We start from the raw sequence: 25,747 nt of genomic DNA, 5'->3' as shown, positions 1-25,747 counted from the left end.
CGCGCGGGGATATTTAGGCTCGGAAGATGATGAATATTCCCGATGATGCGGATGCGCGGCGTGCCGTCAAACCGGTGATTTGCTATCCGACCGAGGCTTTGCCGCGCCCTGATATGGCGCTGTTGCAGCGCGCTTCGGCTGCTGCGCAGCTGGGGGCGCGGGTTGTCGTGCCACCGCGTGATGCCGCCGCGATCCGGGTGCCGGCGGGGCATATCTTGCGGATTTCGGCGGTGGAGGGGCCGCAGGTCGGCGATCTGAACCTGTTTGCTGCCGATAACCTGGACGAGCGGTTTTATTCGGGCAAGACTCGCGCGCTGCATGGCACCCATGTGACGACGGGCGATCAATTATGGTCGTCGTTTCCCTATCTGCGCCCGATGGCGACTATCGTGGCCGATACGCTGGGCTGGTACGGGATCGACGCTTTTGGCGGGTCGGTCCATGACGTGATTGGCACCCGCTGTGATCCTTATACTGGCCGGTTGTTGTCGGCTGTCGATTATCACCATTGCTGCCATTCCAACCTGACCCGCGCCCTGGCCGATGCGGCGGGGCTGTCTTTGACGCAGGCAGAGCGCCATGTGCATGATGTGCTGAATGTCTTCATGTGCACGGGCTTTACCCGCGACACCGGACAATATTTCATGAAGGCCAGCCCGGTTCGGCCCGGCGATTATCTTGATCTTTTCGCCGAGATCGATCTGCTGGCCGTGTTGAGCGCCTGTCCCGGTGGCGATTGCAGTGCCGAACATTCCTCTGACGCTGCCGCCTGTTGTCCGCTGGTGATGGAACAGCGCGTGCCGCAGGCTGGCCATCTGGATGGATGGGTGCCGCCTGCGGTCAACGCCTATGATGGATCGCACGGGCGTTAGGCAAAGGCCGCCTGCAATGCGATCTCCACCATATCGCCAAAGCTGCTTTCGCGGTCTGCGGCGGGCAGGGCCTCTTGCGTGATCAGATGGTCGCTGACGGTCAGAACCGCCAGGGCGCGGCGTTTATACCGCGCGGCCAGGATGTAAAGCTCGGCCGCTTCCATTTCCACGGCCAGGATGCCATGCCGCATCATCTGGTCATTCAGGTCGGGCCGTTCATCATAGAACACATCCGATGAATAGATCCCGCCGACATGGGTGGTCGTGCCCTTGGCAAGCGCTGCGCGATGCGCCGCTGCCAGCAGGTCGAAATCGGCACAGGGTGCGAAATTCACTTCCTTGAAAATGCCCCGCGACGGTGTCGAGATTGTCGTGGCCGTCATGGCGAGGATCACATCGCGGATGCCCACATCGTCCTGCATCCCGCCGCAGGACCCGATGCGGATCAGGGTCTGTGCGTCGTAATCGCGGATCAACTCATTGGCATAGATCGACAGCGATGGCATCCCCATGCCAGAGCCCTGGATCGTGACCGGATGGCCGTGCCATGTGCCGGTAAACCCCAGCATGCCGCGCACCTGGTTGATGCAGCGCGCATCGTCAAGAAAGGTCTCGGCCGCCCATTTCGCGCGGTAAGGGTCGCCCGGCATCAGCACGGTCGGGGCGATATCGTCTTTGGCAGCGCCGATATGTATTGTCATTGCTTTCTCTCCTGTCAGTGCAGGAAAGCTAGCCTGTGCCGCAAGCAAGCGGGAGAGGGCAAAGCCCTGTCCCGCGCTTTTTTAGATTTCCATCGCTTCGGGCGATGTGCCATTGGCCAGTGCCTGCTTGAACCAAGCAGGCTGGCGGCCTTTGCCGGTCCAGGTCTGGCTGCTATCGGCAGGGTTGCGGTATTTTGCAGGTGCCGAAGATTTTGATCCGGTCTTGCCCTTGCGCGCGGCGGCGCCGGTGATTTCTGCCAGAGAAAACCCGTGTTCTGCGGCGGCTTTTTCGGCAGCAGCAAGCGCGGCTTTCTTGTCTTTCTCTGCTACGTCAACCATGGCCTTTTCGACTTGCCGCTTCAAAGCTTCAAGTTCGCTGCGCGTCATGGAGGAAAGGTCTTTGTTCATCGATACAATCCATAAGTCTGTTTGATCAGGATTGCATAGCAGTACTGCTATCGAAAGAAAATGAAAACAACTTTTGTATGCTCAAAAGGGGCTTTGTTGCACAAACCCGCTTGGGGACGTGTTTCCCCTGACCCCGGACGGATTTAGCCTACGGCGACCGTACGCGGTATGCCAAGAGCTGTGAAGCCGTTTAGGATCGCGGCACGGATCTGGATCTCTGCAACCTGGCGATCGAAGTCCCGCGCCGAGAGGCGCTGACCGAGTAGCTTTACACAATGCATTTTTGTCTCAACGCGGCTCCGGCGGTGATATCCAGTCAGGTTTCGCCACAAAGCACGACCCAGATACTTTGAGGATCGCACTGCTTCGTTACGCGCTTTCGCTCCTGCTGTGTCAGGTTTCCACATCTTGGCGTTCTTGCGCGGGGGTATGACGGCGTGCGCATTGCGTGCCGCAATCGCATCATGGCATTTGCGTGTATCATATGCTCCGTCCGCCGTGACGCTGCCAAGCTCCTGATCAGGTGGGATCTGGCTGAGCAAGTCTGGCAGCATCGGGGCGTCCCCAATGCTGCTACTCGTCACCTCGATCGCGCGGATCTCCAGCGTTTCCTCATCGACCCCAATGTGGATCTTGCGCCACAAGCGGCGCTTTGGACCGCCATGCTTGCGGGCATTCCACTCTCCTTCGCCTTCAGCCTTAATGCCTGTGCTGTCGACAAGCAGGTGAAGTGGTCCTGCTGATCCCTTGTAAGGGATGGCGACGGACAACGTCTTCTGACGCCGACACAGGGTACTGAAGTCCGGCACCGACCAGTCCAGCTCAACCCGTTTCAGCAAGCTCTCCACAAACCCGGTCGTCTGCCGCAAGGGCAAGCCGAATAGTACCTTGAGGGTCAAACAGGCTTGGATGGCTGCATCGCTGTAGGTTTTCTGACGCCCACGGCGTCCAGAGGCCTCTGCTTCCCATGACATCTCTGGATCAAACCAGATCGACAGCGATCCCCGCTGCTTAAGTGAATGATTGTACTCTGCCCAGTTCCGGGTCTTGTACGTAGTCGGTGTCCAGCTGCTCATCGCAACCCGCTACCACGCTGGATTCACACAGTGAATCCCCTCATGATGGGATTTGTGCAACAAAGCCCTCAAAAGGATATGATCATTCGGCTGCAGTGGCGCGTGGATCAGCCAATGTGATGATATCTGCCATAATCTTGTTAAGCTCGAAATCTTTTGGCGTATAGACTTTCGCCACACCCATAGCGCGCAATGCAATTGCATCTTCCTCGGGAATGATGCCGCCGGCAACCACAGGTATATCTTTCAGCCCCGCCGCTTGTAATTTCGCCATGACATCGCGCACCAGCGGCACATGCGATCCCGACAGGATCGACAGGCCGATGACATGGGCGCCAGTGTCGCGGGCCGAGGCGATGATTTCATCAGCTGTCAGGCGGATGCCTTCATAGGCGATGTCCATTCCGCAATCGCGCGCGCGTGCGGCAATCTGTTCCGCCCCGTTCGAATGCCCGTCAAGCCCAGGTTTTCCCATCATAAATTTCAACCGCCGCCCCAGTGCGCTGCTGACCTGATTGACCTGTTCGCGCAGATCGTCCAGCCCTTCGGTCCGGTTGGACGGATGCGCGCTGACCCCGGTGGGGGCGCGGTACTGGCCGAAAACGGCGCGGATCACATCGGCCCATTCGCCCGTCGTGACCCCGGCCCGCGCGCAGGCAATCGAGGGGATCATGATATTGGTATCGCTGCTGGCCGCCATGCGCAGCGCGGCCAATGCCTGACGCACCTGTTGGGGGTCGCGGTCGGCCTTCCATCTGGCCAGACGGCGCAGCTGGTCTGCCTCGGCCTCGGGATCGGCGACCATGATCGCGTCATCCCCCGCCGTCAGTGGCGAAGATTCGCCTGCCTGCCATTTATTCACGCCAACGACGATGGTGCTGCCGCTTTCGATCCCGGCGATTCGCGCTGCATTGCTTTCGACAAGGCGGGATTTCATATAGCCGATGGCCTTGACCGCCCCGCCCATGCCGTCGATCTGCGCCAATTCGGCGCGCGCGCCGTCTTTCAATGCGCTGACCTTGCGGTCAATGGCGGGATTGCCGTCAAACAGATCATCGAATTCCAAAAGATCGGTTTCATAGGCCAGGATCTGTTGCATCCGCAAAGACCATTGCTGATCCCAGGGCCGGGGCAGGCCCAAGGCTTCGTTCCAGGCGGGCAATTGCACGGCGCGGGCGCGGGCGTTTTTCGACAGGGTCACCGCCAGGGTTTCCAGCAGGATGCGATAGACGTTGTTTTCGGGCTGCTGTTCGGTCAGGCCCAGCGAATTGACCTGCACGCCATAGCGGAAACGGCGGTATTTCGCATCCTCTACCCCGTAACGGGTAGCGCAGATTTCATCCCATAATTCGACAAAGGCGCGCATCTTGCACAATTCGGTCACGAAACGGATGCCTGCATTGACGAAAAAGGAAATCCGCCCGACCATTTCGGGGAAATGTTCTGCCGGGACTTTGCCGCGCAGATCGTCCAGCACTGCCGTTGCGGTCGCCAGTGCAAAGGCCAGTTCTTCCTCGGGCGTCGCGCCTGCCTCTTGCAGGTGATAGGAACAGACATTCATCGGGTTCCATTTCGGCAGATGTTCGCGGGTATAGGCCGCGACATCGGTGATCATCCGCAGGCTGGGTTCGGGCGGGCAGATATAGGTGCCGCGCGACAGATATTCCTTGATGATGTCATTTTGTACCGTGCCTTGCAGCGCGCTGACATCGGCGCCCTGTTCCTCGGCCACGGCGATGTAAAGCGCCAGCAGCCAGGGCGCTGTCGCGTTGATCGTCATTGATGTGTTCATCTGGTCCAGTGGGATATCCGCGAACAGCATCCGCATATCGCCCAGATGCGCCACCGGCACGCCGACCTTGCCAACCTCGCCTTTGGCCAGAACATGGTCGCTGTCGTAACCGGTCTGGGTGGGCAGATCGAAAGCCACCGACAGGCCGGTCTGCCCTTTGGCAAGGTTGCCGCGATAAAGCGCATTGGACGCCGCAGCAGTGGAATGGCCGGCATAGGTGCGGAACAGCCAGGGGCGGTCTTTTTGCATCTGCGACATCGGGCGTCTCCTGAATCATCTTGCGCAATTTAATTACGCTTTGGTCCATCTATCGGACATTTTGTGGCGCTGTCAATTCGCTGCGTTGCGGCATGGCGGGATTTACCTTGGCGAGGAACCCTGTCACTTTCTGCTGATGACGCAAACGATCTCTATGCCGGTCTGGGCCTTCGTGCTGATTATTCTGTTCGCGGGGGTCACTTTCGCGTCGCATTTCCTGTTTCCCTCGGTCCGCTGGTTTTTCCGCAAACGCGCGGAACGGGTGATCGCGCGGGTCAATAAGAAATTGCAGCGCCCGATCGAGCCGTTCAAGCTGGCGCATCGCTATGACATGATTCAGCGCCTGATCTATGACCCAGAGGTGACGCAGGCGGTCGTAGACCATGCGCGTGCCAATAATGTGCCCGAAAACGTCGCCTTCGAGAAAGCGCGCAGCTATGCCCGCGAGATCGTGCCATCGTTTTCCGCGACGGCCTATTTCAGCATCGGCATCAGGCTGGCGCGCTGGCTGTCGAAATCGCTCTATCGGATTCAGCTGGGGCGGCTGGACCGCAAACGCATGGCCGAGATCGACCCCGATGCGGCCGTGGTCTTTGTGATCAACCATCGCAGCAATATGGATTACATGCTGGTCACCTATCTGGCGGCCAATGCGGGCGCGCTGTCTTATGCGGTGGGCGAATGGGCGCGGGTCTGGCCGCTGTCGCCGGTGATCCGGTCGATGGGGGCCTATTTCATCCGGCGCAATTCGCGCGGCGCGCTCTATCGCAAGGTGCTGGCGCGTTATGTGCAGATGGCGACACGGGCCGGCGTGACCCAAGCGGTCTTTCCCGAAGGTGGGCTGACGCTGGATGGCAAGCTGGCCACGCCGCGCACCGGGTTGTTGAATTACATCATCGAGGATTTCGACCCCGCAGGCCGCGAGGTGATCTTTATTCCTGTCGCGCTGAATTATGACCGGGTGCTGGAAGATACGATCCTGATCGCGGCGCATAAGGCAGGCACGCGCCGGTTCCGCCCGCCTTTGATGACGGTCCTGCGCCGCGTCGCCCAGCATTTCTGGCAGCGCGTCACCGGCCGGTTTCGCGGCTTCGGCACCGCCTCTGTCAGCTTTGGCGAACCGCTAAAGCTGTCGTCTTTCGTGGCCAATCATACGGGGGACGTGACCCAGGCGTTGGCGGAAACCCTGATGCAGCGGATCGCGGATGTCACGCCGGTGCCCGCGGTGCCGCTGGTGGCGCGGTATCTGCTGGCCGATGCGCCGATCACCACCGCCCAATTGATGCAGGATGTGTCCGGGGCGCTGGCGTTCTTGCAGGCCCGCCAAGTGCCGCGCCCGCGCCGCCTGCCCGAAGATTTCGTCAGTGATGCCTTGGACCGGTTGCAGGCGCGCCGCCTGATCAGCCGTCAGGGCGAGACTGTGCAGGTCACCGCGCTTGGCCAGCCGATCCTGAGCTATTACGCCAATTCCATTGCGCATCATTTCGACATTGCGGCGGATGATGCGCCTATTTCTGCGTTGCTGCAGACATAAAATTACAAAATACGACACCTCAGTGTTGTAATCTTGCGCGACGCTTCGTATCAATTCCCCAAGGCCGCGTGATTCTGCACTGCGGCGCAACGGAATGATCGCGATGGAGAGTGACATGGCCCTTGATCTGACCACCGGCGAAGCGGCCTATGCGGCTGAACGCAAAGACCTTTATGCCATGGGCGAAATGCCGCCCCTGGGTCATCTGCCCGCGCAGATGCATGCCTGGGTGCTGCGCCGCGAACGCCATGGCGAACCCGAAACCGCCTTGCAGCTGGAAGTCGTCGATTGCCCCAAGCCCGACAGCCACGAAGTTGTCATTCTAGTGATGGCGGCGGGCGTCAATTACAACGGCGTCTGGGCCTGTCTGGGCCAGCCGGTCTCGACCTTTGACGGGCATAAGGCGCCCTATGCGGTCCTGGGGTCGGATGCGGCGGGCATCGTCTGGGCTGTGGGCGACAAGGTCAAGCGCTGGAAAGTTGGCGACGAGGTCGTGGTGCATTGCAATCAGGATGATGGCGATGACGAGGATTGCAACGGCGGCGATCCGATGTATTCGCCCAGCCAGCGGATCTGGGGCTATGAAACCGCCGACGGGTCATTCGCGCAATTCACCCGCGTGCAATCGCAGCAGCTGATGCCGCGCCCGCAGCATCTGACATGGGAAGAAAGTGCCTGTTACACGCTGACGCTGGCCACCGCCTATCGGATGTTGTTCGGCCATGAACCGCATGATTTGAAACCGGGGCAGAATGTACTGGTCTGGGGGGCCTCGGGCGGGCTGGGGTCCTATGCGATCCAGCTGATCAACACGGCGGGGGCCAATGCGATCGGCGTGATCAGCGATGAAAGCAAGCGCGATTTCGTGATGTCGCTGGGGGCCAAAGGCGTCATCAACCGCAATGATTTTTCCTGCTGGGGCCAGCTGCCCACGGTCAATACCGTGGAATATGACATCTGGCTGAAAGAGGCGCGCCGCTTCGGCAAGGCGATCTGGGACATCACCGGCAAGGGCAAGAATGTCGATATGGTGTTCGAACATCCCGGCGAGGCGACGTTTCCGGTATCATCGCTGGTCTGCAAGAAAGGCGGCATGGTCGTCATCTGCGCTGGCACCACGGGATTTAACTGCACCTTTGATGTCCGCTATATGTGGATGCATCAAAAACGGTTGCAGGGCAGCCATTTTGCCCATCTCAAACAGGCCAGTGCCGCCAATAACCTGATGGTCGAACGCCGTCTTGATCCGTGCATGTCGGAATGTTTTTCCTGGGCTGAAATCCCGCTGGCCCATACCAAGATGCGCCGCAATGAACATAAGCCCGGCAATATGGCCGTGCTGGTGCAGGCACCGGTGATGGGTTTGCGGACCTTTGCCGACACAATCGAAGCGTCACGGGAGGGGCGCTGAGATCACCCCTGCGCGCCATCGCCACCGGGTGGTGGCGCGCAAAGGGCAGGATGCGCTCCGCGCGGGGATATTTATGCTCGGAAGATGCGGAAGGCGGTGGTGACGGGGGGCGGGCGCGGCTAATGTCGCCGCCATGAATGCCCCCGTGATCAGTTTTTCCGACGACCAGGCCGAGGCTTGGGACAATGTCGCATCCGCCCTGCGCCAGGCCGGTGTCGATCTGGACGACAGCCTGCTGCAACCGCCGCAAAGCGATGCATCCTCGGTTCTGGCCGTGATCGGCAAGGCGGGGTCGGGCAAGACCATGTTGCTGGCCCAGCTATATAAGGCGCTGGCCGAGGCGGGTGTCGATGTGATTTCCGGCGATTGGGAAGGGCGCAAGCGCAAGGATCGCCGCACGCTGGCGATTCTTGCCCCGACCAACAAAGCCGCCAGCGTGTTGCGCAACCGCGGCGTGCCTGCCACCACGATCCACCGTATTCTCTATACCCCCGTTTATGACCCCGAATATGAAAAGATCGCCGAATGGCTGGCGGGGCAGGGTGAGCGCCCCGAGATCGAAGGCCTGACCGATGTGGCGCTGGACCGGGCCTGGGCATCCTATCAGGTCAATACCTCGGTGCCGGCCGCCTTGGCCGCCGCCGGGCTGCGCGGCAGTGATTTCATCACCGGCTGGAAACGCCGCGAGGAGCCGCTGGACATCGGCTTTGTCGATGAAAGTTCCATGCTGGATGCCAAGCAATTCGAGGATCTCAAGGAGATTTTCCCGACCCTGCTGTTATTCGGTGATCCCGCGCAATTGCCCCCCGTGCAATCGAGCGGCGGCATGGTGTTCGAGACCCTGCCGAAAGACCGCGTGCTGACATTAAGCCGTATCCACCGCCAGGATGCGGGTAACCCGATCCTTGATCTGGCCCATGCCTTGGCCGATCCGATGCTGGATTTCTACACATTCGAGCGGATGGTGGCCGAGGCTGCCGCCCGTGACGACCGTGTCGTGATGGCCCAAAGGGTCGAGGCCGATCTGATGGCGCGCTCGCCCTGTCTGGTCTGGCGCAATGCCACGCGCATCCGCTTGATCCATGCGTTCCGTGCCGCATTCAACGCCCCGCCCGATGCGCTGTTGCCGGGCGAGCCGCTGATCTGCGACGGGATCGAACTGCCGTTGAAGCATCGCAAGAAGCGCCTGGATCTGGAGGCGCGCGGGTTGATCAAAGGCGCGCAGGTCATCTATCTGGGGGCCGGGCGCAAACCCGGTTTCTCGCGTCTGCATGTGATGGGGGCCGAAGACCCGCGCATTTCGGCGGCCAGCATCGTCAAGATCGAACTGGAAGGCGATGCAGAGCCGTTTATTCCTTTTGCCGCGCGGATGGGGGCGACCTTTTTGCATGGTGCGGCGGTGACGATCCACAAGGCGCAAGGCTCGCAATGGGATACGGTGCAGGTCTTTGCCCCCGATATCGAGGTTGCCAGCCGCATGGGCCGAATGGAGGCGGGCCAGCCTTTGTGGAAACGTCTGGCCTATGTCGCGATCACCCGCGCCGAGACGCAATTGCGCTGGGTTGTGCGCAACCGGCTGGCCCGGCCGGAACAGGCGCTGGGGGTGGATGATCTGGATGTGCCGGTCGCGCCATTGGAACTGAAAGCGGAGGACATATGAAAACCATCATCATCACCGGCGCCAGTGCCGGGATCGGGCGCGCGACAGCGCTGCATTTTCTGGACAATGGCTGGCGCGTTGGTCTGATCGCGCGCAGGCCCGAGGTGCTGGCCGAAATGGCGCATCCCAATGCCGTGCCATTGCCTTGCGATGTGACCGATGAGGTTGCTGTCGATGCCGCCTTTGCGGCCTTTGGCCATCTGGATGTCTTGTTCAACAATGCCGGCATGTTCGGCCCCCAGACGACCATCGATGAAATCGCGCTGGAGGATTGGCGCGCCGTGCTGGATGTGAACCTGACGGGCATGTTTCTTTGCGCGCGCGCCGCGTTCCGCCAGATGCGCCACCAGACGCCGCAAGGCGGGCGGATCATCAACAACGGCTCTATTTCTGCGCATACGCCGCGTGAAGGCTCAGTCTGTTATACCACCACCAAGCATGGTGTGTCCGGTCTGACCAAGACGCTGACGCTGGATGGCCGCGCCTTCGATATCGCCTGCGGGCAGATCGATATCGGCAATGCGCGCACCGAATTGGTGCAGGGGCTAGAGGTCAAGCGCGCTGCTGAAGGCCTGCCGCCCTTGCCGACGATGGCTGTCGAGGACGTGGCGCGCGCGGTGTTTCATATGGCGTCTTTGCCGCCCGAGGCCAATGTGCAGACCATGATGGTGATGGCCTCCAAGATGCCGCATATCGGGCGGGGCTAGCGGCGCAGCAGGCCAAAGACCGCAGAGGCAAGCCAGCCCGCGCCAACCGCGATGGCCAGTGACAGCAGACCATAAAGCAAGGCCTGTTCATGCGCGAGGTTGTAAAGCCAGCGTTCCAGCCCGACCTTGCTGACCGGAATCGTGGTCATGTAATTGTCGATGACAGTGCCGTCGCGGGTCAGATAGATGCGGACATCGTAATTGCCTTCGGTCAGATTGGCGGGCATGGAAATCGCGCTGCGGAACAATGTGTCCTGATCCAACGTCACCGCGCCTTCTGACATCTGGTAAAGGTCCTGATCTGTCTTGATGCGGATCAGCGCCTCGGTGAAGGCGACGCTGTCTTCGACCACCGCCCCGGCGGACCGGATCGCGCGGGGGATCGTGATACGGTGGCGCAGATCTTCGACCTGTCGCAGGATATCCGCAATCGGCGCGCTGGTGGCGACCGCATAGAACGAGGGCGCAGAGCTGACGAAAACGGCGTCGGTATTGACCCAGATGCCCATTTGCCGCGCCTTGCGCCGCACGGTGATCGGCTCGCTTGGGCCTGCGATGGTGACGATAACACCCAGCGCGCTGTCCTGTGGTGGCGGGGCGATGCGGCTGACCGCGCCGAAGACGATGATCTCGGAGCCTTCAAAGGTGACGGTGATCGCCACTTCGTCGCGGCTGAGGCCCAGCACGATTTGCTCGGCCTTGGCGGGCAGCGCCAAAAGCATCAAAAGGGCGGCCAGGCGGATCATGAATGCCCCTCTGCGCTGAGCGAATAGAGTTCGGATGGCATGATCAGCAGATCAAGCGCAATCTTGCCGCAGACGACCAGCACCATGATCGCCAGCAGAATGCGCAATTGTTCGGCTTTCATCTTGACCCCGATCCGCGTGCCGATCTGTGCGCCGATCACGCCGCCGATCAGCAACAAAAGCGCCAGCAGCACATCCACGGTCTGGTTGGTGGTTGCATGCAGCATCGTGGTAAAGCCCGCGACAAAGATGATCTGCAACAATGATGTGCCGATCACCACCTTGGTCGGCATGCCAAGGATATAGATCATCGCAGGCACCATGATAAAGCCGCCGCCCACCCCCATCACGGCGGCCAATATCCCGACCAGCATCCCCACCATCACCGGCGGAATGACAGAAATATACAGCCCCGAGACCCGGAACTTCATCTTGAAGGGCAGGTTATGGACCCAGTTGTGCTTGCGCCTTTGCGGCACGGCGCTGGGCCTGCTGGCGCGGCGGATCGCCCGCAGGCTCTCGACGAACATCAGCGTGCCGATGGCCCCCAGAAACAGGACATAGCAAAGCTGCACCAGCAGATCGACCTGACCCATCGCGCGCAGGTAATTGAAAATCACGATCCCGATGGCCGATCCGATCACCCCGCCGATCAGCAGCACACCACCCATGACAAGATCGACGGTCTTGCGCTTGAAATGCGCCAGCACCCCCGAGATCGAGGCGGCAACGATCTGGTTGGTGCTTGTCGCCACGGCGACCGCGGGCGGAATCCCGATGAAAAACAGCAAAGGCGTGATCAAGAAACCGCCGCCCACGCCGAACATCCCCGACAGGATGCCCACAATACCGCCCAAGCCCAGTAACAGGAACGCGTTCACCGAAACCTCGGCGATAGGAAGATAGATGTGCATGGGCTGTTCCGGGGGCTTGTGCCGCTGGCCGCAACAAAGACCTTTCGTCGCCCTGTGTCAAACGCTCACATGCATGAAAGACGGCATTCGCTGCATTTCGGTCACTTGGCATCAGTGCTGGCGCGGAACTGGACCTATGCCAGCCCGCGCAGATAGGCGCGCAGCACCTTTTCCAGCTTGGCCGCGCCGATCGGGGCCATCGCTTTGGTGTGGTCGTGGCTGATCGCCTCGTCGCTAAGGCCTGCCGCCATATTGGTGATCGTGGAAATGGCGGCGGCGCGCAGGCCAAGGAACCGCGCAAGGATCACTTCGGGCACGGTGGACATGCCCACGGCATCGGCCCCCAGCATGGCGATTGCGCGAATTTCGGCGGGGGTTTCGAAGGACGGGCCGGAATACCAGGCATAGATCCCGTCGGCCATCTGCGTGCCGGTGCTGTCGGCGGCGGCGCGCAGCGCGGCGCGGATCGCGGGGTCATAGGCGTCTTTCATCGGCACGAACCGCGCATCCGTGGGTTCCCCGATCAGCGGGTTCAGCCCGGAAAAATTGATATGATCCGACAGGCACATGATCGACCCGGTGGGCATATCTGCACGCATTGATCCTGCCGCATTGGTCGCGATCATCGCCTCTGCGCCAAGGGCGCGCAACACTTCCAGCGGCAGGCGCATCACATCGGGGACGCCCTTTTCGTAATAATGCGCCCGTCCGCCAAAGACCGCGACGCGCACGCCTTCCAGATCGCCAATCACCAGCTTGGGGTTGTGCCCCGACACACCCGCATGAGGAAAGCCCGGCAGATCGTCATAGGGGATTGCGACACCCTCCACGGCCTCTGCGATATGGCCAAGGCCAGAGCCAAGGATCAGGCCCAGCCGCACCGGGGCATCGCCCGCGCGCGCCTTGATCTGGTCAGCTAGGGTTTCAGCGTTCTTTGACATAGGGCGCGCCTCCGGCACGGGGGGGGATCGCCTTGCCGACGAAACCGGCAAGGATGATCACGGTCAGGATATAGGGCAGCACGTCAAGGAACTGGCCGTTCACGCGGAAACCGATCACGCCGGTGATGATGTCGGGCCGCAGCGACAGCGCTTGCAGAAAGCCGAACAGCAGGCAGGCATAAAGCGCATACCATGGCCGCCATTTGGCAAAAATCAGTGCGGCCAGCGCGATATAGCCGCGCCCCGCGCTCATGTCCTTGACGAAACCGGCTTGCAGCGCGGTCGCCAGATAGGCCCCCGCAATGCCGCACAGCACGCCGCAGATGCCGACAGCGGCAAAGCGGAGCGCCACCACCGATACGCCTGCCGTATCCACAGCCGCAGGGTTTTCACCCACAGCCCGCAGGCGCAGGCCGAACCGTGTGCGATACAGCACCCACCAGGTCAGCGGCACCGTCAAAAGTGCCACATAGACAAGGATCGTATGGCCGGAAATCAGCTCGTAATAGATCGGCCCAAGGATCGGCACATCGCGCAGCGCATCCGCAAAGGGCAGGGTGATCGGGTTGAACCGCCCGTCACCGGACAATTGCGGGGTGCGCCCGCCTTGGCGGAACCAGCTTTGCGCGACGACGACCGTCAGACCTGCCGCCAGAAAGTTGATCGCCACCCCAGAAATCAGCTGATTGCCCCGGAAAGTGATCGAGGCCAGCCCATGCACCGCCGACAGCATCAGCGACGCGCCGATCCCCGCCAGCAAGCCCAGCCAGACATTGCCTGTGACTGCCGCAATCGCCGCCGACATGAAGGCGGCGGCCAGCATTTTGCCTTCCAGCCCGATATCAAAGATACCGGCCCGCTCTGAAAACAGGCCCGCCAGACAGGCCAGCAAAAGCGGTGTCGCCAGACGCAATGTCGCGTCCAGCATCTGGAGAAGGGTCGCAAAATCCATTTAGCCTACAGCCTCTGTCAGGAAGGGAAACAGCGCGAAAAAGCGGTCGGCCACTTCGGGGTTGCGGCGCAGGGCGGCCTCTGCCTCGTCTTGGGTGATGTCGTTGACCTGCGGTTTGTCGCGGCGCATGAAGAATTGCAAACCCAGCATCGCGTCGAACCGATCATCGGTGATGAACGGATCATGCGGGATGCGGGGCATCACGGCCGCATTCGGGCGGAACACATTGGCGCGGTTCTTGACCGCCAGCAGCGCCACCAGATGCGCGGGCACATCGCCGCCCGGAGTCTGATCCATCACATGATGAATCCAGCGGTGCAATTCATCCATCGTGATCATCCCAAGCGCCAGACAGCTTAAGACAAAGCCAAGATCGGCACCGCTATCATCCTCGATCCCGATCTTGAAAGGTCCGGCCATCATTGTCTTGCGCTCCGCATCGCCAGGAAAAGCCGTTCCAGCGGCATGCGCACCATATTGTCCAATGCGCCGGTGAACAGGATCACCAAAGCCTGGATCACGATGATCAATTCGCGCGGGATCGAGGTCCAGAGCGCAAGTTCTGCGCCACCTTGATAAAGAAAGCCGAACAGCAGCGCCGCCAGCAAGACCCCGAACGGATGGCTGCGCCCCATCAGTGCAACCGCGATCCCGATAAAGCCCGCCCCCTCGACCGCGTTCAGGACCAGCCGTTCAGCCTCTCCCTGCACGTTGTTGATGGCCATCATACCGGCCAGCCCGCCGGAAATCAGCATGGTGATCATGATGATCTTGGTCGGGCTGATACCCGCATATTTTGCCGCCTGTTCGGAATGGCCGAAGGACCGCAATTCATAGCCCAAGCGCGTGCGCCAGATCAGCGCCCAAAGCGCGACACAGGCCGCGACCGCGACGAAAAAGGTGACATTTGCAGGGGCGCCACGGAAAAACGTGGTCTCGCCGAAATTGAACATATCCTGAAACGACGGCAGATGCGTGGCGGGCGGGAAAGTCGCGGTCGCCGGTTCCATCGACCCCGGCACCTTGAGCGCGCCGATCAGCAGATAGTTCAGCAAGGCGGCGGCGATAAAGTTGAACATGATCGTGGTGATCACGATATGGCTGCCGCGTTTGGCCTGCAAAAAGGCCGGGATCGCTGCCCAAGCCGCGCCGAAAGCCGCCGCCATCAGGCTGGCCCCCAACAGGGCCAGCGTCCAATGCGGCCAGGGGATGTAAAGACAGGCCAGCGCCACGCCCAAACCACCCAGCACCGCCTGACCTTCGCCACCGATATTGAACAGCCGTGCGTGAAAGGCGATGGATACCGCCAGCCCCGTAAAGATGAAATTCGTCGCATAATAAAGCGTATAGCCCCAGCCATAGGTGGACCCTAACGCGCCATCGACCATCAGCTTGACGGCCTCCCAAGGGTTTTCACCGATGGCCAGAATGACCAGCGCCGACAGAATTGCCGCCAGCAGGATGGAAATCAGCGGGATCAGGATCACATCGGCCCATTTTGGCATCACATCCATGATCAAGCCCCCTTGGCGGTGGTGCCGCCGCTATAGGCAAGGTTGTCCGCAACCGCCTGAAACGGATCGCCCGCAGGCTCTGTCGTCATGCCAGCCATCAGCAGGCCCAGTTCTTTCTCGTTGGTGTCTTGTGGCACCCGCTCGCCCATCAATTTTCCGTCGAACATCACGGCGATCCGGTCCGAAAGGGACAGGATTTCCTCTAGCTCGACCGAGACCAGCAAGATGGCCTTGCCCTGATTGCGCAGCGCAACGATCTGTTGGTGGATGAACTCGATCGCGCCGATATCCACGCCGCGCGTGGGCTGGCCGATCAGCAATAGGTCGGGATTGCGCTCAATCTCGCGGGCCAGCACGATTTTCTGCTGGTTGCCGCCGGAAAAGCTTTTCGCGGCCAGTTTCGGGTCGGGCGGGCGCACGTCGAAACGGGCCATCTTTTCGGCGGTGTCTTTCAGGATCGCCTGATTATCCATGAACAGGCGCGATTTTTGATAGCGTGCGTCATGGTGATAGCCAAAGGCGGTGTTTTCCCAAGCGTGGAAATCCATGATCAGGCCTTCGCGCTGGCGGTCTTCGGGGACATGGGCGAGGCTTTGTTGCACAAACCCGCTTGGGGACGTGTTTCCCCTGACCCCGGACGGATTTAGCCTACGGCGACCGTACGCGGTATGCCAAGAGCTGTGAAGCCGTTTAGGATCGCGGCACGGATCTGGATCTCTGCAACCTGGCGATCGAAGTCCCGCGCCGAGAGGCGCTGACCGAGTAGCTTTACACAATGCATTTTTGTCTCAACGCGGCTCCGGCGGTGATATCCAGTCAGGTTTCGCCACAAAGCACGACCCAGATACTTTGAGGATCGCACTGCTTCGTTACGCGCTTTCGCTCCTGCTGTGTCAGGTTTCCACATCTTGGCGTTCTTGCGCGGGGGTATGACGGCGTGCGCATTGCGTGCCGCAATCGCATCATGGCATTTGCGTGTATCATATGCTCCGTCCGCCGTGACGCTGCCAAGCTCCTGATCAGGTGGGATCTGGCTGAGCAAGTCTGGCAGCATCGGGGCGTCCCCAATGCTGCTACTCGTCACCTCGATCGCGCGGATCTCCAGCGTTTCCTCATCGACCCCAATGTGGATCTTGCGCCACAAGCGGCGCTTTGGACCGCCATGCTTGCGGGCATTCCACTCTCCTTCGCCTTCAGCCTTAATGCCTGTGCTGTCGACAAGCAGGTGAAGTGGTCCTGCTGATCCCTTGTAAGGGATGGCGACGGACAACGTCTTCTGACGCCGACACAGGGTACTGAAGTCCGGCACCGACCAGTCCAGCTCAACCCGTTTCAGCAAGCTCTCCACAAACCCGGTCGTCTGCCGCAAGGGCAAGCCGAATAGTACCTTGAGGGTCAAACAGGCTTGGATGGCTGCATCGCTGTAGGTTTTCTGACGCCCACGGCGTCCAGAGGCCTCTGCTTCCCATGACATCTCTGGATCAAACCAGATCGACAGCGATCCCCGCTGCTTAAGTGAATGATTGTACTCTGCCCAGTTCCGGGTCTTGTACGTAGTCGGTGTCCAGCTGCTCATCGCAACCCGCTACCACGCTGGATTCACACAGTGAATCCCCTCATGATGGGATTTGTGCAACAAAGCCCATGGGCGATGCCATTGGCGCGCCTGCTTTGCCCGTCGGATTGCGCGCCGGTCAGGTCAATCTCGGCCCCGTTCATCAAGATGGTGCCGGTGGCCTTTTCATAGCCCCCCAGCACCTCTAGCAATTCGGACTGCCCGTTGCCCGCCACACCCGCGATGCCCAGAATCTCGCCTGCATGGACGTCGAAACTGACGTCCTTGACGCGGTGAACGCCCTTGCTGTCGGTGACGTTCAGGTTACGCACTTCCAAAATCTTGCGCCCGATCACGGGCGGGGATTTGTCCACACGCAGCAAGACCTTGCGCCCGACCATCAGTTCGGCCAGTTCGGCAGGGCTGGTATCGGATGTCTTGACGGTCGCCGTCATCTCGCCACGGCGCATCACGCTGACGGTATCGGTGATCTCCATGATCTCGCGCAGTTTATGGGTGATCAGGATGATCGTCTTGCCTTCGCGGCGCAGGTTTTCAAGGATACGGAACAGGTGATCCGCCTCGGCGGGGGTCAGCACGCCGGTGGGTTCGTCGAGGATCAGGATATCGGCCTGCCGGTAAAGCGCCTTGAGGATCTCGACACGCTGTTGCATGCCAACGCCCACTTCTTCGATCACCGCATCGGGATCGACGTTCAATTCATATTCGCTCGCCAGCGCCTGCAATTCGCGCCGGGCGCGGGCCAGCGAGGGGCGTAATAACCCGCTGTCTTCGGCACCCAGCACGATGTTTTCCAGCACGGTGAAATTTTCCACCAGTTTGAAATGCTGGAACACCATGCCGATCCCCGCGGCGATGGCGGTCTGGCTGTCGGTGATATTGGCCTTTTTGCCCGCGATGAAAATCTCGCCTTTGTCGGCCTTGTAGAAACCGTAAAGGATCGACATCAGCGTTGATTTGCCGGCACCGTTTTCACCGATGATCCCGTGGATCGTGCCCGGCATGACGCGGATCGAGATATCCTTGTTGGCCTGCACCGGGCCGAACGCCTTGGAGATGCCTTTGAGTTCGATGGCGGGGGCTGTGGCGGTCATGCGGCACTTGTCCTTGTAAAAGGGCCGCGCGGATGGCGATCAGCGCGGCCCCGTCTGTTGTGGCCTGTCGGACGTCTTAGAACGTCAGGGCAGGGCAGCTTTCGTCGGATGAATAATCATGCACGCTCAGCGTTCCCGCGGCGATATCGGCGGCAGCGGCATCGACGGTTGCCTGCATTTCGGCAGTCACCAGATCGGCGTTGAATTCATCCAGCGCGTAACCCACGCCTTCATTGGCCACACCCATGACGTTGAAACCGGTTTCCAGCGCTTCGCCCTGCATGAAAGCCTCGTAGACGGCGTTATCGACGCGCTTGAGCATCGATGTCAGCACCTGACCGGGGTGCAGATAGTTCTGGTTGGCATCGACGCCAATCGACAGGATGTCGCTGTCAGCGGCGGTCTGCAACACACCGACACCGGTGCCACCGGCCGCGGCAAAGACAACGTCGGACCCCTGGCTGATCTGCGCCAGCGTCAGTTCGGACCCTTTGACCGGGTCGTTCCATGCGGCAGGGGTTGTGCCGGTCATATTGGCGATCACGGTCGCATCGGGGTTCACGGCCAAGACACCTTGGGCATAGCCACAGGCGAATTTGCGGATCAGCGGAATGTCCATGCCGCCAACAAAGGACACGGTGCCGGTCTCGGATGCCATCGCGGCCATCATGCCGACCAGATAGGACCCTTCATGTTCGTTGAACACGACCGAGCGGACATTTGGCGCATCCACGACCATGTCGATGATGGTAAAGCTGGTGTCAGGATAGTCAGCGGCGACTTTTTCCAGCGGCGTTGCCCATGAAAAGCCCGCCATGACGATCGGATTGGCACCGGATTCGGCGAAACGGCGGATCGCCTGTTCACGCTGCGCATCGGATTGGATTTCCACCTCGGCATAGCTGCCGCCGGTTTCAGTCGCCCAACGCTCTGCCCCGTTATAGGCGCTTTCGTTGAAGGATTTATCGAATTTGCCGCCCAGATCGAACAGGATCGCCGGATCGGCCATCGCGGCACCTGCTGTCAGGGCCAGCGCAGCCGAAGCGCCAAGAAGTTTATGCATCATGGTCATTATTTTCTCCCAAGTCGTGTTGCGAAGTCCTGCTGGCTGACTGCCCGCGCCTTCCGTTGATTACCGAACCAGTGTTCGGACCATCGCAAGATAAGGCATGGCCCGCTGGCGAAGATCAACAGGTTTTTGCGTCAATTCGGGCATCTGTCAGAGGATTGATCGCCGGTTTTGCACCTGACGCCGCGTTACCGGGCAGCAAATGCCTTGCGCAATACCAATGCCGCGACAGGTGCTGCATCTTTGGGCAGATAATAACCCGGTCGCCGCCCGATCTGCGCATAGCCCGCTTGCGCATAAAGCGCGCGTGCGGCGGTGTTATCCTCGGCCACTTCAAGAAAGATCACACAGGCACCTAGCGCCTGCGCCGCCGTTTCCGCCTGTGCCAGCGCCTTGCGCGCGAGCCCCTTGCGCCGATGCGCAGGGGCGGTGGCGATGGTCAGGATTTCGGCCTCGTCCAGCGTGACGCGCAGCAGGGCAAAGGCGCGGTCATCGCCTGCAAGGATCGCCCCCGGCTGATCCAGTAGGTCGCGGAATTCGGCGGCCGACCATGTGCGGGTGGATGAAAACGCCTGCGCATGCAGCCTGGCCAGCGCTTCTGGCGTCATGGCAGGATCACGGGCGCTGCGTCACGGGCGGGGGCGGCATCGGCGGCGCGCACATAAAGCGGCGTAGGGCGGGGATAATCCCCGCCGATCCGGCCCGCCGCAATCTGCGCCAGACAGCCGATATGCGCCGCAGGGCTGTGATCGGTCGAAAATGCCACCGCGCCCAAACCCGTCAACGGGCGGATGACTGGTTTGGCCTCTGTGTCGAAATCCATCAGATAGGCCTGATCGCGCGGCGCGGGCACTGCGACCTGCGCCCGACCGGACAGCTGCTGCGTGGTTTCAAACACCGAAACCCCCACCGCAGGCTTGCCCAGCCCCAAGGCCAGACCGCGCGCGGCACTGACCGAAATGCGGATGCCGGTGAAATTGCCCGGGCCGGTGCCCACGCCGATCCCGTCCAGATCGCGCCATGTCAGCCCTTGGGCGGTCAGCATTTCCCCCAGCATCGGCATCAGATGTTCGGCCTGTCCTTTGGCCATGTCATCGACGCGGGTGATGATCCGGTCGCCCAACAGCAAAGCGGCGGCGCAATGCGCCGCCGATGTGTCGAATGCGATCAATCTGGTCTTAGGCGGCATGATTGATGCGCGTCCGCTCAGGCCGCGACAGGCCGGACCTCGATCACCTCGGGGATATAATGGCGCAGCAGGTTCTCGATGCCCATTTTCAGCGTCAGCGTGGACGAGGGGCAACCGGCGCAAGCGCCCTGCATATGCAGATAGACGATACCACGATCAAAGCCGTGGAAGGTAATGTCGCCCCCGTCTTGCGCGACGGCAGGGCGCACGCGGGTATCCAGCAATTCCTTGATCTGGTTGACGATATCGCCATCCTCGCCGCTGTGGTCGGCATGTCCGCTGACGGGTTTGTGGTCGGCGGCCATCACCGATTGGCCCGATTGGTAATGTTCCATGATCGCGCCCAGAATGCCGGGTTTGATATGGTCCCATTCCACGCCATCGGCCTTGGTCACCGTGACAAAGTCGATGCCGAAAAACACGCCCGACACGCCGCCCGCCGCAAAGATGCGCTGGGCCAGCGGCGAATGCTGCGCGGCCTCGGCATTGGGGAAATCGGCGGTGCCGACATCCAGCACGTTCTGTCCGGGCAGGAATTTCAGCGTCGCGGGATTCGGGGTCGATTCGGTCTGGATGAACATGGTGCGGACCTTCTGTGTCAGGCTTTGAATATGCGCATCCGGGCAGGCGCTGTCAAGGATTTGGAACGATTCTAAACTGGCTGCGGATCAGGTAATCGATTCGAGCCGTTCCTTCGACAGATCACCGGGCACGATGGTGATCGGCACGGGCAGGCTGCCGGCCTGCCGGCTCAGCTGGGTGACCAGCGGGCCGGGGCCTTTGCTGTCGGTGCCGGCCCCAAGCACCAGGACGCCGATTTCGGGGTCTTCGGTGATCTGCGCGATGATCTCATCCAGCGGTTCGCCTTCGCGGATGATCAGTTCGGGGTGGATATTCTGCTTGTCGCGCATCCATTTGGCGAAAACCTCGTAATGGACCTCGATCCTCTCGCGGGCCTCGGCGCGCATGATTTCGCCGACCCCGATCCAATGGTTGAATTCGTCGGGCGGGATCACCGACAGGATCGTCACACCGCCGCCAGACCGTGCGGCCCGCATCGCGGCAAAGCGCATCGCGTTCAGACATTCGCGGCTATCATCCAGTACCACCAGAAACTTGCGCATGTTCATACTCCTGTTCGGGGCATAGTGCAGCAGGAACCGGACACTGGCAACGGGGACCAGCGGGGTGGCACCCGGTGCGGGGGAACACCGGGTGCCTGCAGGACCAAGGTGTCACTTGGGGCGACGACACCTAGCCGGGGCGGCGCAGAGCGAATCCATGCAGCGCCTGCGCAGCGTCCCACCTGCCGGATTCAGTTTTGTGACAGCTTCTGCGCGAGATCGACCAGCGCCTGCACGTCCAGCCTGTCATTGACCATGCGCAAAGCACCATTGGCATCGCGCGGCCAATCGGCCTGCGGCTTGTCGGTGTAAAGCTCGACACCGTTATTGTCGGGATCGCGCAGATAGACGGCCTCGCTGACACCGTGATCGGCGGCACCGTCGAGCGGGATGCCCGCCGCCAGCACCCGCGCGGTGGCGGCGCCCAGCGATGCACGGTCGGGATAGAGGATCGCAGTGTGATAAAGCCCGGTATGCCCCGCAGGCGGCGGGGGTGCCCCAAGGCTTTCCCAGGTGTTCAACCCGATATGGTGATGATAATCGCCAGCCGCCAGAAAGGCAGCACCCGTCCCGAACCGCTGCGTGACGTGAAAGCCCAACACATCGCCGTAAAAGGCAATCGCGCGGTCAAGGTCAGCGACGCGCAGATGAATATGACCGATACGGGTGGCGGCAGGGGCGGACATGGCGGTGATCCTTTCAGCAATGCTGCCAGGATAAGGATCATGCCCCCCGCCGTCATCGGGCAGGATCACAGAGCATCTGTGCGCCTTTGCAGATCAGCCGCGCAGCAGCCCCACGATATCATAGGTCCGTTGCAGCACCGGGTCCGCGATGGCGCGGGCCTTGTCGGCCCCTTGCGCCAGAATGCGGTCGATCTCGGCGGGATCGTCCATGAACCGCGCCATATCTTGCGAAATGGGGGCCAGTTTCGCCACCGCCAGATCGGCCAGCGCGGGTTTGAACGTGCCCCAGCCCGCCCCGGCATATTGTGCGATCACGGTCTCGGGCGTGGTATCGTCGAGGGCTGCGTAGATATCCACCAGATTGCGCGCCTCGGGGCGGGTTTTCAGCCCTTCGACTGTTTCGGGCAAAGGCTCGGCGTCGGTCTTGGCCTTTTTGAACTTTTTGGCGATCGTGTCGGCATCATCGAGCATGTTGATCCGTTCCATATCGCTGTCGCCGGATTTGGACATTTTCTTGGTCCCGTCGCGCAGGTTCATCACGCGGGTGGCTGGCCCGTCGATCACCGGTTCGGTCAGCGGAAAGAAATCGACGCCGTAATCGTGGTTGAACTTGGCCGCGATATCGCGGGTCAGTTCGACATGCTGTTTCTGGTCCTCGCCCACTGGCACATGGGTCGCATGATAAAGCAGGATGTCCGCCGCCATCAGTGACGGATAGGCATAAAGCCCGAGCGAGACCTTTTCCGCGTTCGACCCCGCCTTGTCCTTGAACTGGGTCATCCGGTTCATCCAGCCGACGCGTGCGACGCAATTGAAGATCCAGCCCAATTCGGCATGGGCCGCAACACGGCTTTGGTTGAACAGGATGGATTTCGCAGGGTCCAGACCGGCGGCCAGATAGCCCGCCGCAACCTCGCGCGTGCCATTGGCCAGATCCGCAGGGTCCTGCCAGACGGTGATCGCATGCAGATCGACGACGCAATAGATGGTTTCCATCGTGCCCTGCATGCCGACGAACCGTTTGATCGCGCCCAGATAATTGCCCAGTTGCAGACCGCCCGAAGGTTTGATCCCCGAAAAGACGCGCGGGGTAAAGGTTGGCTGGGTCATGGGGCAACGTCCGGGCTGGATTTCAGGGCAAGCGTCGCATACCCATGCCAGACAGGCCCGTCAACTTCAACCGCCCGAAGGTTCCCGATGTCCGACAACATGTCCGAGAAGCCGATCAATGACCTTTCACCTGTCGTGATCGGCCTTGCGCTGCTGATCATTGGCGCTGAGGCCGCGTTCCAGCTGGCCAATGCGGGGCTGATCGGCGGGCCGCGTGGCCTTGGCTGGCGGATGGAGGCGGTGGGCCGGTTCGGCTTTTCGCCCGCCGTGCTGGACCGCGTGCTGGTGCAGGGCGATTGGTCGGTTGATATGCTGATGCGCTTTGTGACCTATCCTTTCGTCAATGGCGAAATCGTGCAGACGGCGTTCTGCGCCGCGCTGACGCTGGCCTTGGGCAAGTTCACGTCGGAATATTTCGGTGGGCTGAAGGTGCTGGTGATCTATCTGGCCTGCGCGATCATCGGGGCTGTCGCTTATGGCCTGCTGGTTGATGGCAATGCGCCGCTGCTGGGTGGTTTTACCCCCGTTTACGGCCTGATCGGGGCCTATACCTATGTGCTTTGGCTGCGGCTGGGGCAGGCGGGGGAAAACCAGCTGATGGCGTTCCGGCTGATCGGGTTTTTGCTGGCGCTGCAACTGGGGTTCGGGCTGATCTTTGGCGCGGGCCAGTCATGGATCGCGGAACTGTCGGGCTTTGTCGCGGGATTCGTGCTGGCGGTGCCATTGGCACCCGGTGGCTGGGCCATGCTGCTGGCGCGGATGCGGCAGAGGTCGTAAAGGACTTTTATGCCTCCGGCGGGGATATTTGGGCTCGGAAGATGACTGCGATCAGCGTTTCATCGCGCGCCGGAACTCGGCGAGTTTGAATGCGCCGATCATCTGGCCTATGCCGAAATAGGTCACGATGCCTGCCGCAATCAGCACCAGCAGCGCCAGATAGCGCCATGTCGGGATGTCGAAGAACGGTGCCATCACGGCGGCGAGTGCGGCCAGCACCAGCCCCATCACAGCCGCAGCCGCGATGATCCGCGGCAGGCGCGATTTGAACCTTGCGTCGAAATCGGCCGCAGCCCCCATGTCGCGGCTGCCGCGCCACAAGAGCCAGACCATCGCCCAGCCGGTCAGGCTGGTGCCCCATGCGGCGGCGATAAAGCCGATGAAAGGGGCAAGCCCGATCGCCAGCGCGGCATTCAGGCCCAATGCGGCAAGGGCGTAGTAGAAGGGCCGTTTGGTGTCTTCGCGCGCGAAGAACAGCGGTTGCAGCGTCTTTTGCATGACAAAAGCGGGCAGTCCCAGCCCGTAGACAGCCACCGCCAGCGCCGTGGCGGCGGTATCCGATCCATCAAAGGCCCCCCGTTCGAAGAGCACGCCGACCAAGGGCAGCGCGATCACCACCAGCGCCACCGCCGCAGGGATCGTCAGCGCGAGCGAGACTTCGCAGGCGCGGTTGAAGGCATCTTTGCCCCCCGCAAGGTCTTGGGCGCGCAGCCGCCGTGACAGGTCGGGCAGCAGCACCACGCCAATGGCAATGCCGACAACGCCAAGCGGCAGTTGATAGAGCCGGTCGGCATAGGACAGCCATGCGACAGCCCCGTCGAAATAGCTTGCGACCTGACGGCCCACCAGCAGGTTGATCTGCACAACGCCACCCGCCAATGCCGCTGGGGCGGCGATGATCGCCAGCCGTTTCAGTGCCGGCGTCCAGCGCGGTTTGCCGATCCGCAGGGCAAAGCCTGCCCGTTTCGCCGCCCACCAGACCAGCGCCAATTGCCCGATCCCGGCAAGTGGCACCGCATAGGCCAGCCAAAGCCCCATCCGTTCGGGATTGTCGCTCGCCGCCCCGCTGCCGGTGGCTGCCGCGATCAGCAGCGCCACGACAAAGCCTGCATTCAAGATCACGGGGGCTGCGGCAGCGGCGGTAAAGCGGCCAGTCGCATTCAGTACGCCCGACAGAAGCGCAGTCAGCGAGATGAACAGGATATAGGGAAAGGCGATCCGCCCGTAATAGACCGCCAGATCAAAGCGGTCGGTCCCTATGAACCCGCTGGCCATCGCCGTGACCAGCGCGGGCATCGCCACGATCCCGATCACGGTAAAGCCGGACAGGATCACCCACATCGCCAGATAGGCATCTTGTGCGAATTGATGCGCCCCGTCATCCGCTTCGAGCTTTTTGGCGAACATCGGCACGAAGGCCATGTTGAACGCGCCTTCGGCAAAGAACCGGCGGAAAAGGTTGGGCAATGAGAAGGCGACCAGAAAGGCCTCGGCCACCGGGCCTGTGCCCAGATAGGCCGCGATAAAGATATCGCGCACGAACCCCGCCACGCGGCTGACCAGCGTCCAGAGCCCGACGGTAAAAAAGCCCGCCATCAGGCGCACCTGTTTCATACCATTACCCGCTGCGGAAAGG

The 25,747-nt window shown here is 61.2% G+C and carries 24 protein-coding genes and 3 pseudogenes; 6 read left to right on the top strand and 21 right to left on the bottom strand.

Features of this window, described 5'->3' with window-relative positions:
- Positions 1-26: 26 nt before the first annotated feature.
- Entirely contained in the window at positions 27-872 is an 846-nt protein-coding gene (locus LOKVESSMR4R_RS13890; RefSeq protein ID WP_087209489.1) for an urea carboxylase-associated family protein, read from the top strand.
- On the opposite strand, the gene deoD is transcribed toward LOKVESSMR4R_RS13890, so the two are convergent.
- The 4 genes and pseudogenes from deoD to LOKVESSMR4R_RS13870 form a co-directional block, all read right to left on the bottom strand.
- On the bottom strand, positions 869-1,573 hold the full coding sequence (gene deoD, locus LOKVESSMR4R_RS13885) for a purine-nucleoside phosphorylase (protein ID WP_087209486.1): 705 nt from the start codon (positions 1,571-1,573) through the stop codon (positions 869-871). The genes LOKVESSMR4R_RS13890 and deoD overlap by 4 nt on opposite strands.
- Positions 1,574-1,654: 81 nt before the next feature.
- Positions 1,655-1,981, bottom strand: coding sequence for an H-NS family nucleoid-associated regulatory protein (locus tag LOKVESSMR4R_RS13880; RefSeq protein ID WP_204248679.1), 327 nt, complete (start codon positions 1,979-1,981; stop codon positions 1,655-1,657).
- A gap of 143 nt (positions 1,982-2,124) precedes the next feature.
- Entirely contained in the window at positions 2,125-3,057 is a 933-nt protein-coding gene (locus tag LOKVESSMR4R_RS13875; protein WP_087207531.1) for an IS5 family transposase, read from the bottom strand.
- 82 nt (positions 3,058-3,139) lie between these two features.
- Positions 3,140-5,110, bottom strand: a pseudogene (locus LOKVESSMR4R_RS13870) (methylmalonyl-CoA mutase family protein); the annotation flags it as partial.
- A gap of 133 nt (positions 5,111-5,243) precedes the next feature.
- Between LOKVESSMR4R_RS13870 and LOKVESSMR4R_RS13865 the strand changes: the two are divergent.
- The 4 genes from LOKVESSMR4R_RS13865 (at position 5,244) to LOKVESSMR4R_RS13850 (ending at position 10,419) form a co-directional block, all read left to right on the top strand.
- On the top strand, positions 5,244-6,641 hold the full coding sequence (locus LOKVESSMR4R_RS13865) for a 1-acyl-sn-glycerol-3-phosphate acyltransferase (RefSeq protein ID WP_087213270.1): 1,398 nt from the start codon (positions 5,244-5,246) through the stop codon (positions 6,639-6,641).
- Positions 6,642-6,756: 115 nt separating this feature from the next.
- Positions 6,757-8,052 (top strand): crotonyl-CoA carboxylase/reductase, encoded by a 1,296-nt coding sequence (ccrA, locus tag LOKVESSMR4R_RS13860; RefSeq protein ID WP_087213267.1) that lies wholly within the window; start codon positions 6,757-6,759, stop codon positions 8,050-8,052.
- A 133-nt stretch (positions 8,053-8,185) separates the two neighbouring features.
- Positions 8,186-9,712, top strand: a complete 1,527-nt coding sequence (locus LOKVESSMR4R_RS13855) for an ATP-dependent DNA helicase (protein WP_087209480.1) — start codon at positions 8,186-8,188, stop codon at positions 9,710-9,712.
- Positions 9,709-10,419 carry an SDR family oxidoreductase gene (locus LOKVESSMR4R_RS13850; protein ID WP_087209477.1) on the top strand — a complete coding sequence of 237 codons (711 nt, stop codon included), beginning with the start codon at positions 9,709-9,711 and terminating at the stop codon, positions 10,417-10,419. Before LOKVESSMR4R_RS13855 ends, LOKVESSMR4R_RS13850 begins: the two co-directional genes overlap by 4 nt.
- Here the strand turns inward: LOKVESSMR4R_RS13850 and LOKVESSMR4R_RS13845 are convergent.
- The 16 genes and pseudogenes from LOKVESSMR4R_RS13845 to trpS form a co-directional block, all read right to left on the bottom strand.
- The gene (locus LOKVESSMR4R_RS13845; protein ID WP_087209473.1) at positions 10,416-11,165 is read right to left on the bottom strand and encodes a TIGR02186 family protein; all 750 of its coding nucleotides are present in this window, start codon (positions 11,163-11,165) and stop codon (positions 10,416-10,418) included. The genes LOKVESSMR4R_RS13850 and LOKVESSMR4R_RS13845 overlap by 4 nt on opposite strands.
- The gene (locus LOKVESSMR4R_RS13840; protein ID WP_087209470.1) at positions 11,162-12,079 is read right to left on the bottom strand and encodes a sulfite exporter TauE/SafE family protein; all 918 of its coding nucleotides are present in this window, start codon (positions 12,077-12,079) and stop codon (positions 11,162-11,164) included. Before LOKVESSMR4R_RS13840 ends, LOKVESSMR4R_RS13845 begins: the two co-directional genes overlap by 4 nt.
- 134 nt (positions 12,080-12,213) lie before the next feature.
- Positions 12,214-13,020 (bottom strand): purine-nucleoside phosphorylase, encoded by an 807-nt coding sequence (locus LOKVESSMR4R_RS13835; RefSeq protein WP_087209468.1) that lies wholly within the window; start codon positions 13,018-13,020, stop codon positions 12,214-12,216.
- Positions 13,004-13,972 carry an ABC transporter permease gene (locus LOKVESSMR4R_RS13830; RefSeq protein ID WP_087209466.1) on the bottom strand — a complete coding sequence of 323 codons (969 nt, stop codon included), beginning with the start codon at positions 13,970-13,972 and terminating at the stop codon, positions 13,004-13,006. Before LOKVESSMR4R_RS13830 ends, LOKVESSMR4R_RS13835 begins: the two co-directional genes overlap by 17 nt.
- On the bottom strand, positions 13,973-14,395 hold the full coding sequence (locus tag LOKVESSMR4R_RS13825) for a hypothetical protein (protein WP_087209463.1): 423 nt from the start codon (positions 14,393-14,395) through the stop codon (positions 13,973-13,975).
- On the bottom strand, positions 14,392-15,486 hold the full coding sequence (locus LOKVESSMR4R_RS13820; protein ID WP_087209461.1) for an ABC transporter permease: 1,095 nt from the start codon (positions 15,484-15,486) through the stop codon (positions 14,392-14,394). Before LOKVESSMR4R_RS13820 ends, LOKVESSMR4R_RS13825 begins: the two co-directional genes overlap by 4 nt.
- Before the next feature lie 2 nt (positions 15,487-15,488).
- Positions 15,489-16,076: pseudogene (locus LOKVESSMR4R_RS13815) on the bottom strand (heme ABC transporter ATP-binding protein); the annotation flags it as partial.
- A gap of 53 nt (positions 16,077-16,129) precedes the next feature.
- Complete coding sequence (locus LOKVESSMR4R_RS13810; protein WP_087207531.1) at positions 16,130-17,062, bottom strand: IS5 family transposase; 933 nt, start codon at positions 17,060-17,062, stop codon at positions 16,130-16,132.
- 68 nt (positions 17,063-17,130) lie between these two features.
- Positions 17,131-18,156 (bottom strand): annotated as a pseudogene (locus LOKVESSMR4R_RS13805) (ABC transporter ATP-binding protein); the annotation flags it as partial.
- A 76-nt stretch (positions 18,157-18,232) separates the two neighbouring features.
- Positions 18,233-19,228: a BMP family lipoprotein gene (locus LOKVESSMR4R_RS13800; protein WP_087209458.1), complete on the bottom strand. Its 996-nt coding sequence runs from the start codon at positions 19,226-19,228 to the stop codon at positions 18,233-18,235.
- 185 nt (positions 19,229-19,413) lie between these two features.
- Positions 19,414-19,833 (bottom strand): GNAT family N-acetyltransferase, encoded by a 420-nt coding sequence (locus LOKVESSMR4R_RS13795; RefSeq protein WP_087209455.1) that lies wholly within the window; start codon positions 19,831-19,833, stop codon positions 19,414-19,416.
- Positions 19,830-20,414 carry a tRNA (adenosine(37)-N6)-threonylcarbamoyltransferase complex dimerization subunit type 1 TsaB gene (tsaB, locus tag LOKVESSMR4R_RS13790; protein WP_087209452.1) on the bottom strand — a complete coding sequence of 195 codons (585 nt, stop codon included), beginning with the start codon at positions 20,412-20,414 and terminating at the stop codon, positions 19,830-19,832. Before tsaB ends, LOKVESSMR4R_RS13795 begins: the two co-directional genes overlap by 4 nt.
- A 17-nt stretch (positions 20,415-20,431) precedes the next feature.
- On the bottom strand, positions 20,432-20,995 hold the full coding sequence (locus LOKVESSMR4R_RS13785; protein ID WP_087209449.1) for a NifU family protein: 564 nt from the start codon (positions 20,993-20,995) through the stop codon (positions 20,432-20,434).
- A gap of 87 nt (positions 20,996-21,082) precedes the next feature.
- Positions 21,083-21,538, bottom strand: a complete 456-nt coding sequence (locus LOKVESSMR4R_RS13780) for a universal stress protein (protein WP_087213265.1) — start codon at positions 21,536-21,538, stop codon at positions 21,083-21,085.
- Between the two features lie 191 nt (positions 21,539-21,729).
- Positions 21,730-22,224, bottom strand: a complete 495-nt coding sequence (locus LOKVESSMR4R_RS13775) for a VOC family protein (protein ID WP_087213262.1) — start codon at positions 22,222-22,224, stop codon at positions 21,730-21,732.
- A gap of 93 nt (positions 22,225-22,317) precedes the next feature.
- The gene (gene trpS, locus LOKVESSMR4R_RS13770; protein ID WP_087209446.1) at positions 22,318-23,334 is read right to left on the bottom strand and encodes a tryptophan--tRNA ligase; all 1,017 of its coding nucleotides are present in this window, start codon (positions 23,332-23,334) and stop codon (positions 22,318-22,320) included.
- A gap of 87 nt (positions 23,335-23,421) precedes the next feature.
- Between trpS and LOKVESSMR4R_RS13765 the strand changes: the two genes are divergently transcribed.
- A complete protein-coding gene (locus tag LOKVESSMR4R_RS13765; protein ID WP_087209443.1) occupies positions 23,422-24,111 on the top strand; it encodes a rhomboid family intramembrane serine protease in 690 nt (229 codons plus the stop codon).
- 51 nt (positions 24,112-24,162) lie between these two features.
- Here LOKVESSMR4R_RS13765 and murJ read toward each other — a convergent pair whose 3' ends face one another.
- On the bottom strand, positions 24,163-25,725 hold the full coding sequence (gene murJ / locus LOKVESSMR4R_RS13760) for a murein biosynthesis integral membrane protein MurJ (protein WP_087209440.1): 1,563 nt from the start codon (positions 25,723-25,725) through the stop codon (positions 24,163-24,165).
- Positions 25,726-25,747: the final 22 nt, after the last annotated feature.

Origin of the sequence: Yoonia vestfoldensis (genome assembly GCF_002158905.1) — a bacterium.
In the GTDB taxonomy this organism is placed as follows: domain Bacteria; phylum Pseudomonadota; class Alphaproteobacteria; order Rhodobacterales; family Rhodobacteraceae; genus Yoonia; species Yoonia vestfoldensis_B.
Note: the sequence above shows the minus strand (reverse complement) of the source record. Positions and strands in the feature narration are given on the sequence as shown.

Coding starts and splice junctions, on each gene's coding strand:
- LOKVESSMR4R_RS13890 (WP_087209489.1), top strand. CDS start 27: ATGATGAATATTCCCGATGATGCGGATGCGCGGCGTGCCGTCAAACCG.
- deoD (WP_087209486.1), bottom strand. CDS start 1,573: ATGACAATACATATCGGCGCTGCCAAAGACGATATCGCCCCGACCGTG.
- LOKVESSMR4R_RS13880 (WP_204248679.1), bottom strand. CDS start 1,981: ATGAACAAAGACCTTTCCTCCATGACGCGCAGCGAACTTGAAGCTTTG.
- LOKVESSMR4R_RS13875 (WP_087207531.1), bottom strand. CDS start 3,057: ATGAGCAGCTGGACACCGACTACGTACAAGACCCGGAACTGGGCAGAG.
- LOKVESSMR4R_RS13865 (WP_087213270.1), top strand. CDS start 5,244: ATGACGCAAACGATCTCTATGCCGGTCTGGGCCTTCGTGCTGATTATT.
- ccrA (WP_087213267.1), top strand. CDS start 6,757: ATGGCCCTTGATCTGACCACCGGCGAAGCGGCCTATGCGGCTGAACGC.
- LOKVESSMR4R_RS13855 (WP_087209480.1), top strand. CDS start 8,186: ATGAATGCCCCCGTGATCAGTTTTTCCGACGACCAGGCCGAGGCTTGG.
- LOKVESSMR4R_RS13850 (WP_087209477.1), top strand. CDS start 9,709: ATGAAAACCATCATCATCACCGGCGCCAGTGCCGGGATCGGGCGCGCG.
- LOKVESSMR4R_RS13845 (WP_087209473.1), bottom strand. CDS start 11,165: ATGATCCGCCTGGCCGCCCTTTTGATGCTTTTGGCGCTGCCCGCCAAG.
- LOKVESSMR4R_RS13840 (WP_087209470.1), bottom strand. CDS start 12,079: ATGCACATCTATCTTCCTATCGCCGAGGTTTCGGTGAACGCGTTCCTG.
- LOKVESSMR4R_RS13835 (WP_087209468.1), bottom strand. CDS start 13,020: ATGTCAAAGAACGCTGAAACCCTAGCTGACCAGATCAAGGCGCGCGCG.
- LOKVESSMR4R_RS13830 (WP_087209466.1), bottom strand. CDS start 13,972: ATGGATTTTGCGACCCTTCTCCAGATGCTGGACGCGACATTGCGTCTG.
- LOKVESSMR4R_RS13825 (WP_087209463.1), bottom strand. CDS start 14,395: ATGATGGCCGGACCTTTCAAGATCGGGATCGAGGATGATAGCGGTGCC.
- LOKVESSMR4R_RS13820 (WP_087209461.1), bottom strand. CDS start 15,486: ATGGATGTGATGCCAAAATGGGCCGATGTGATCCTGATCCCGCTGATT.
- LOKVESSMR4R_RS13810 (WP_087207531.1), bottom strand. CDS start 17,062: ATGAGCAGCTGGACACCGACTACGTACAAGACCCGGAACTGGGCAGAG.
- LOKVESSMR4R_RS13800 (WP_087209458.1), bottom strand. CDS start 19,228: ATGACCATGATGCATAAACTTCTTGGCGCTTCGGCTGCGCTGGCCCTG.
- LOKVESSMR4R_RS13795 (WP_087209455.1), bottom strand. CDS start 19,833: ATGACGCCAGAAGCGCTGGCCAGGCTGCATGCGCAGGCGTTTTCATCC.
- tsaB (WP_087209452.1), bottom strand. CDS start 20,414: ATGCCGCCTAAGACCAGATTGATCGCATTCGACACATCGGCGGCGCAT.
- LOKVESSMR4R_RS13785 (WP_087209449.1), bottom strand. CDS start 20,995: ATGTTCATCCAGACCGAATCGACCCCGAATCCCGCGACGCTGAAATTC.
- LOKVESSMR4R_RS13780 (WP_087213265.1), bottom strand. CDS start 21,538: ATGCGCAAGTTTCTGGTGGTACTGGATGATAGCCGCGAATGTCTGAAC.
- LOKVESSMR4R_RS13775 (WP_087213262.1), bottom strand. CDS start 22,224: ATGTCCGCCCCTGCCGCCACCCGTATCGGTCATATTCATCTGCGCGTC.
- trpS (WP_087209446.1), bottom strand. CDS start 23,334: ATGACCCAGCCAACCTTTACCCCGCGCGTCTTTTCGGGGATCAAACCT.
- LOKVESSMR4R_RS13765 (WP_087209443.1), top strand. CDS start 23,422: ATGTCCGACAACATGTCCGAGAAGCCGATCAATGACCTTTCACCTGTC.
- murJ (WP_087209440.1), bottom strand. CDS start 25,725: ATGAAACAGGTGCGCCTGATGGCGGGCTTTTTTACCGTCGGGCTCTGG.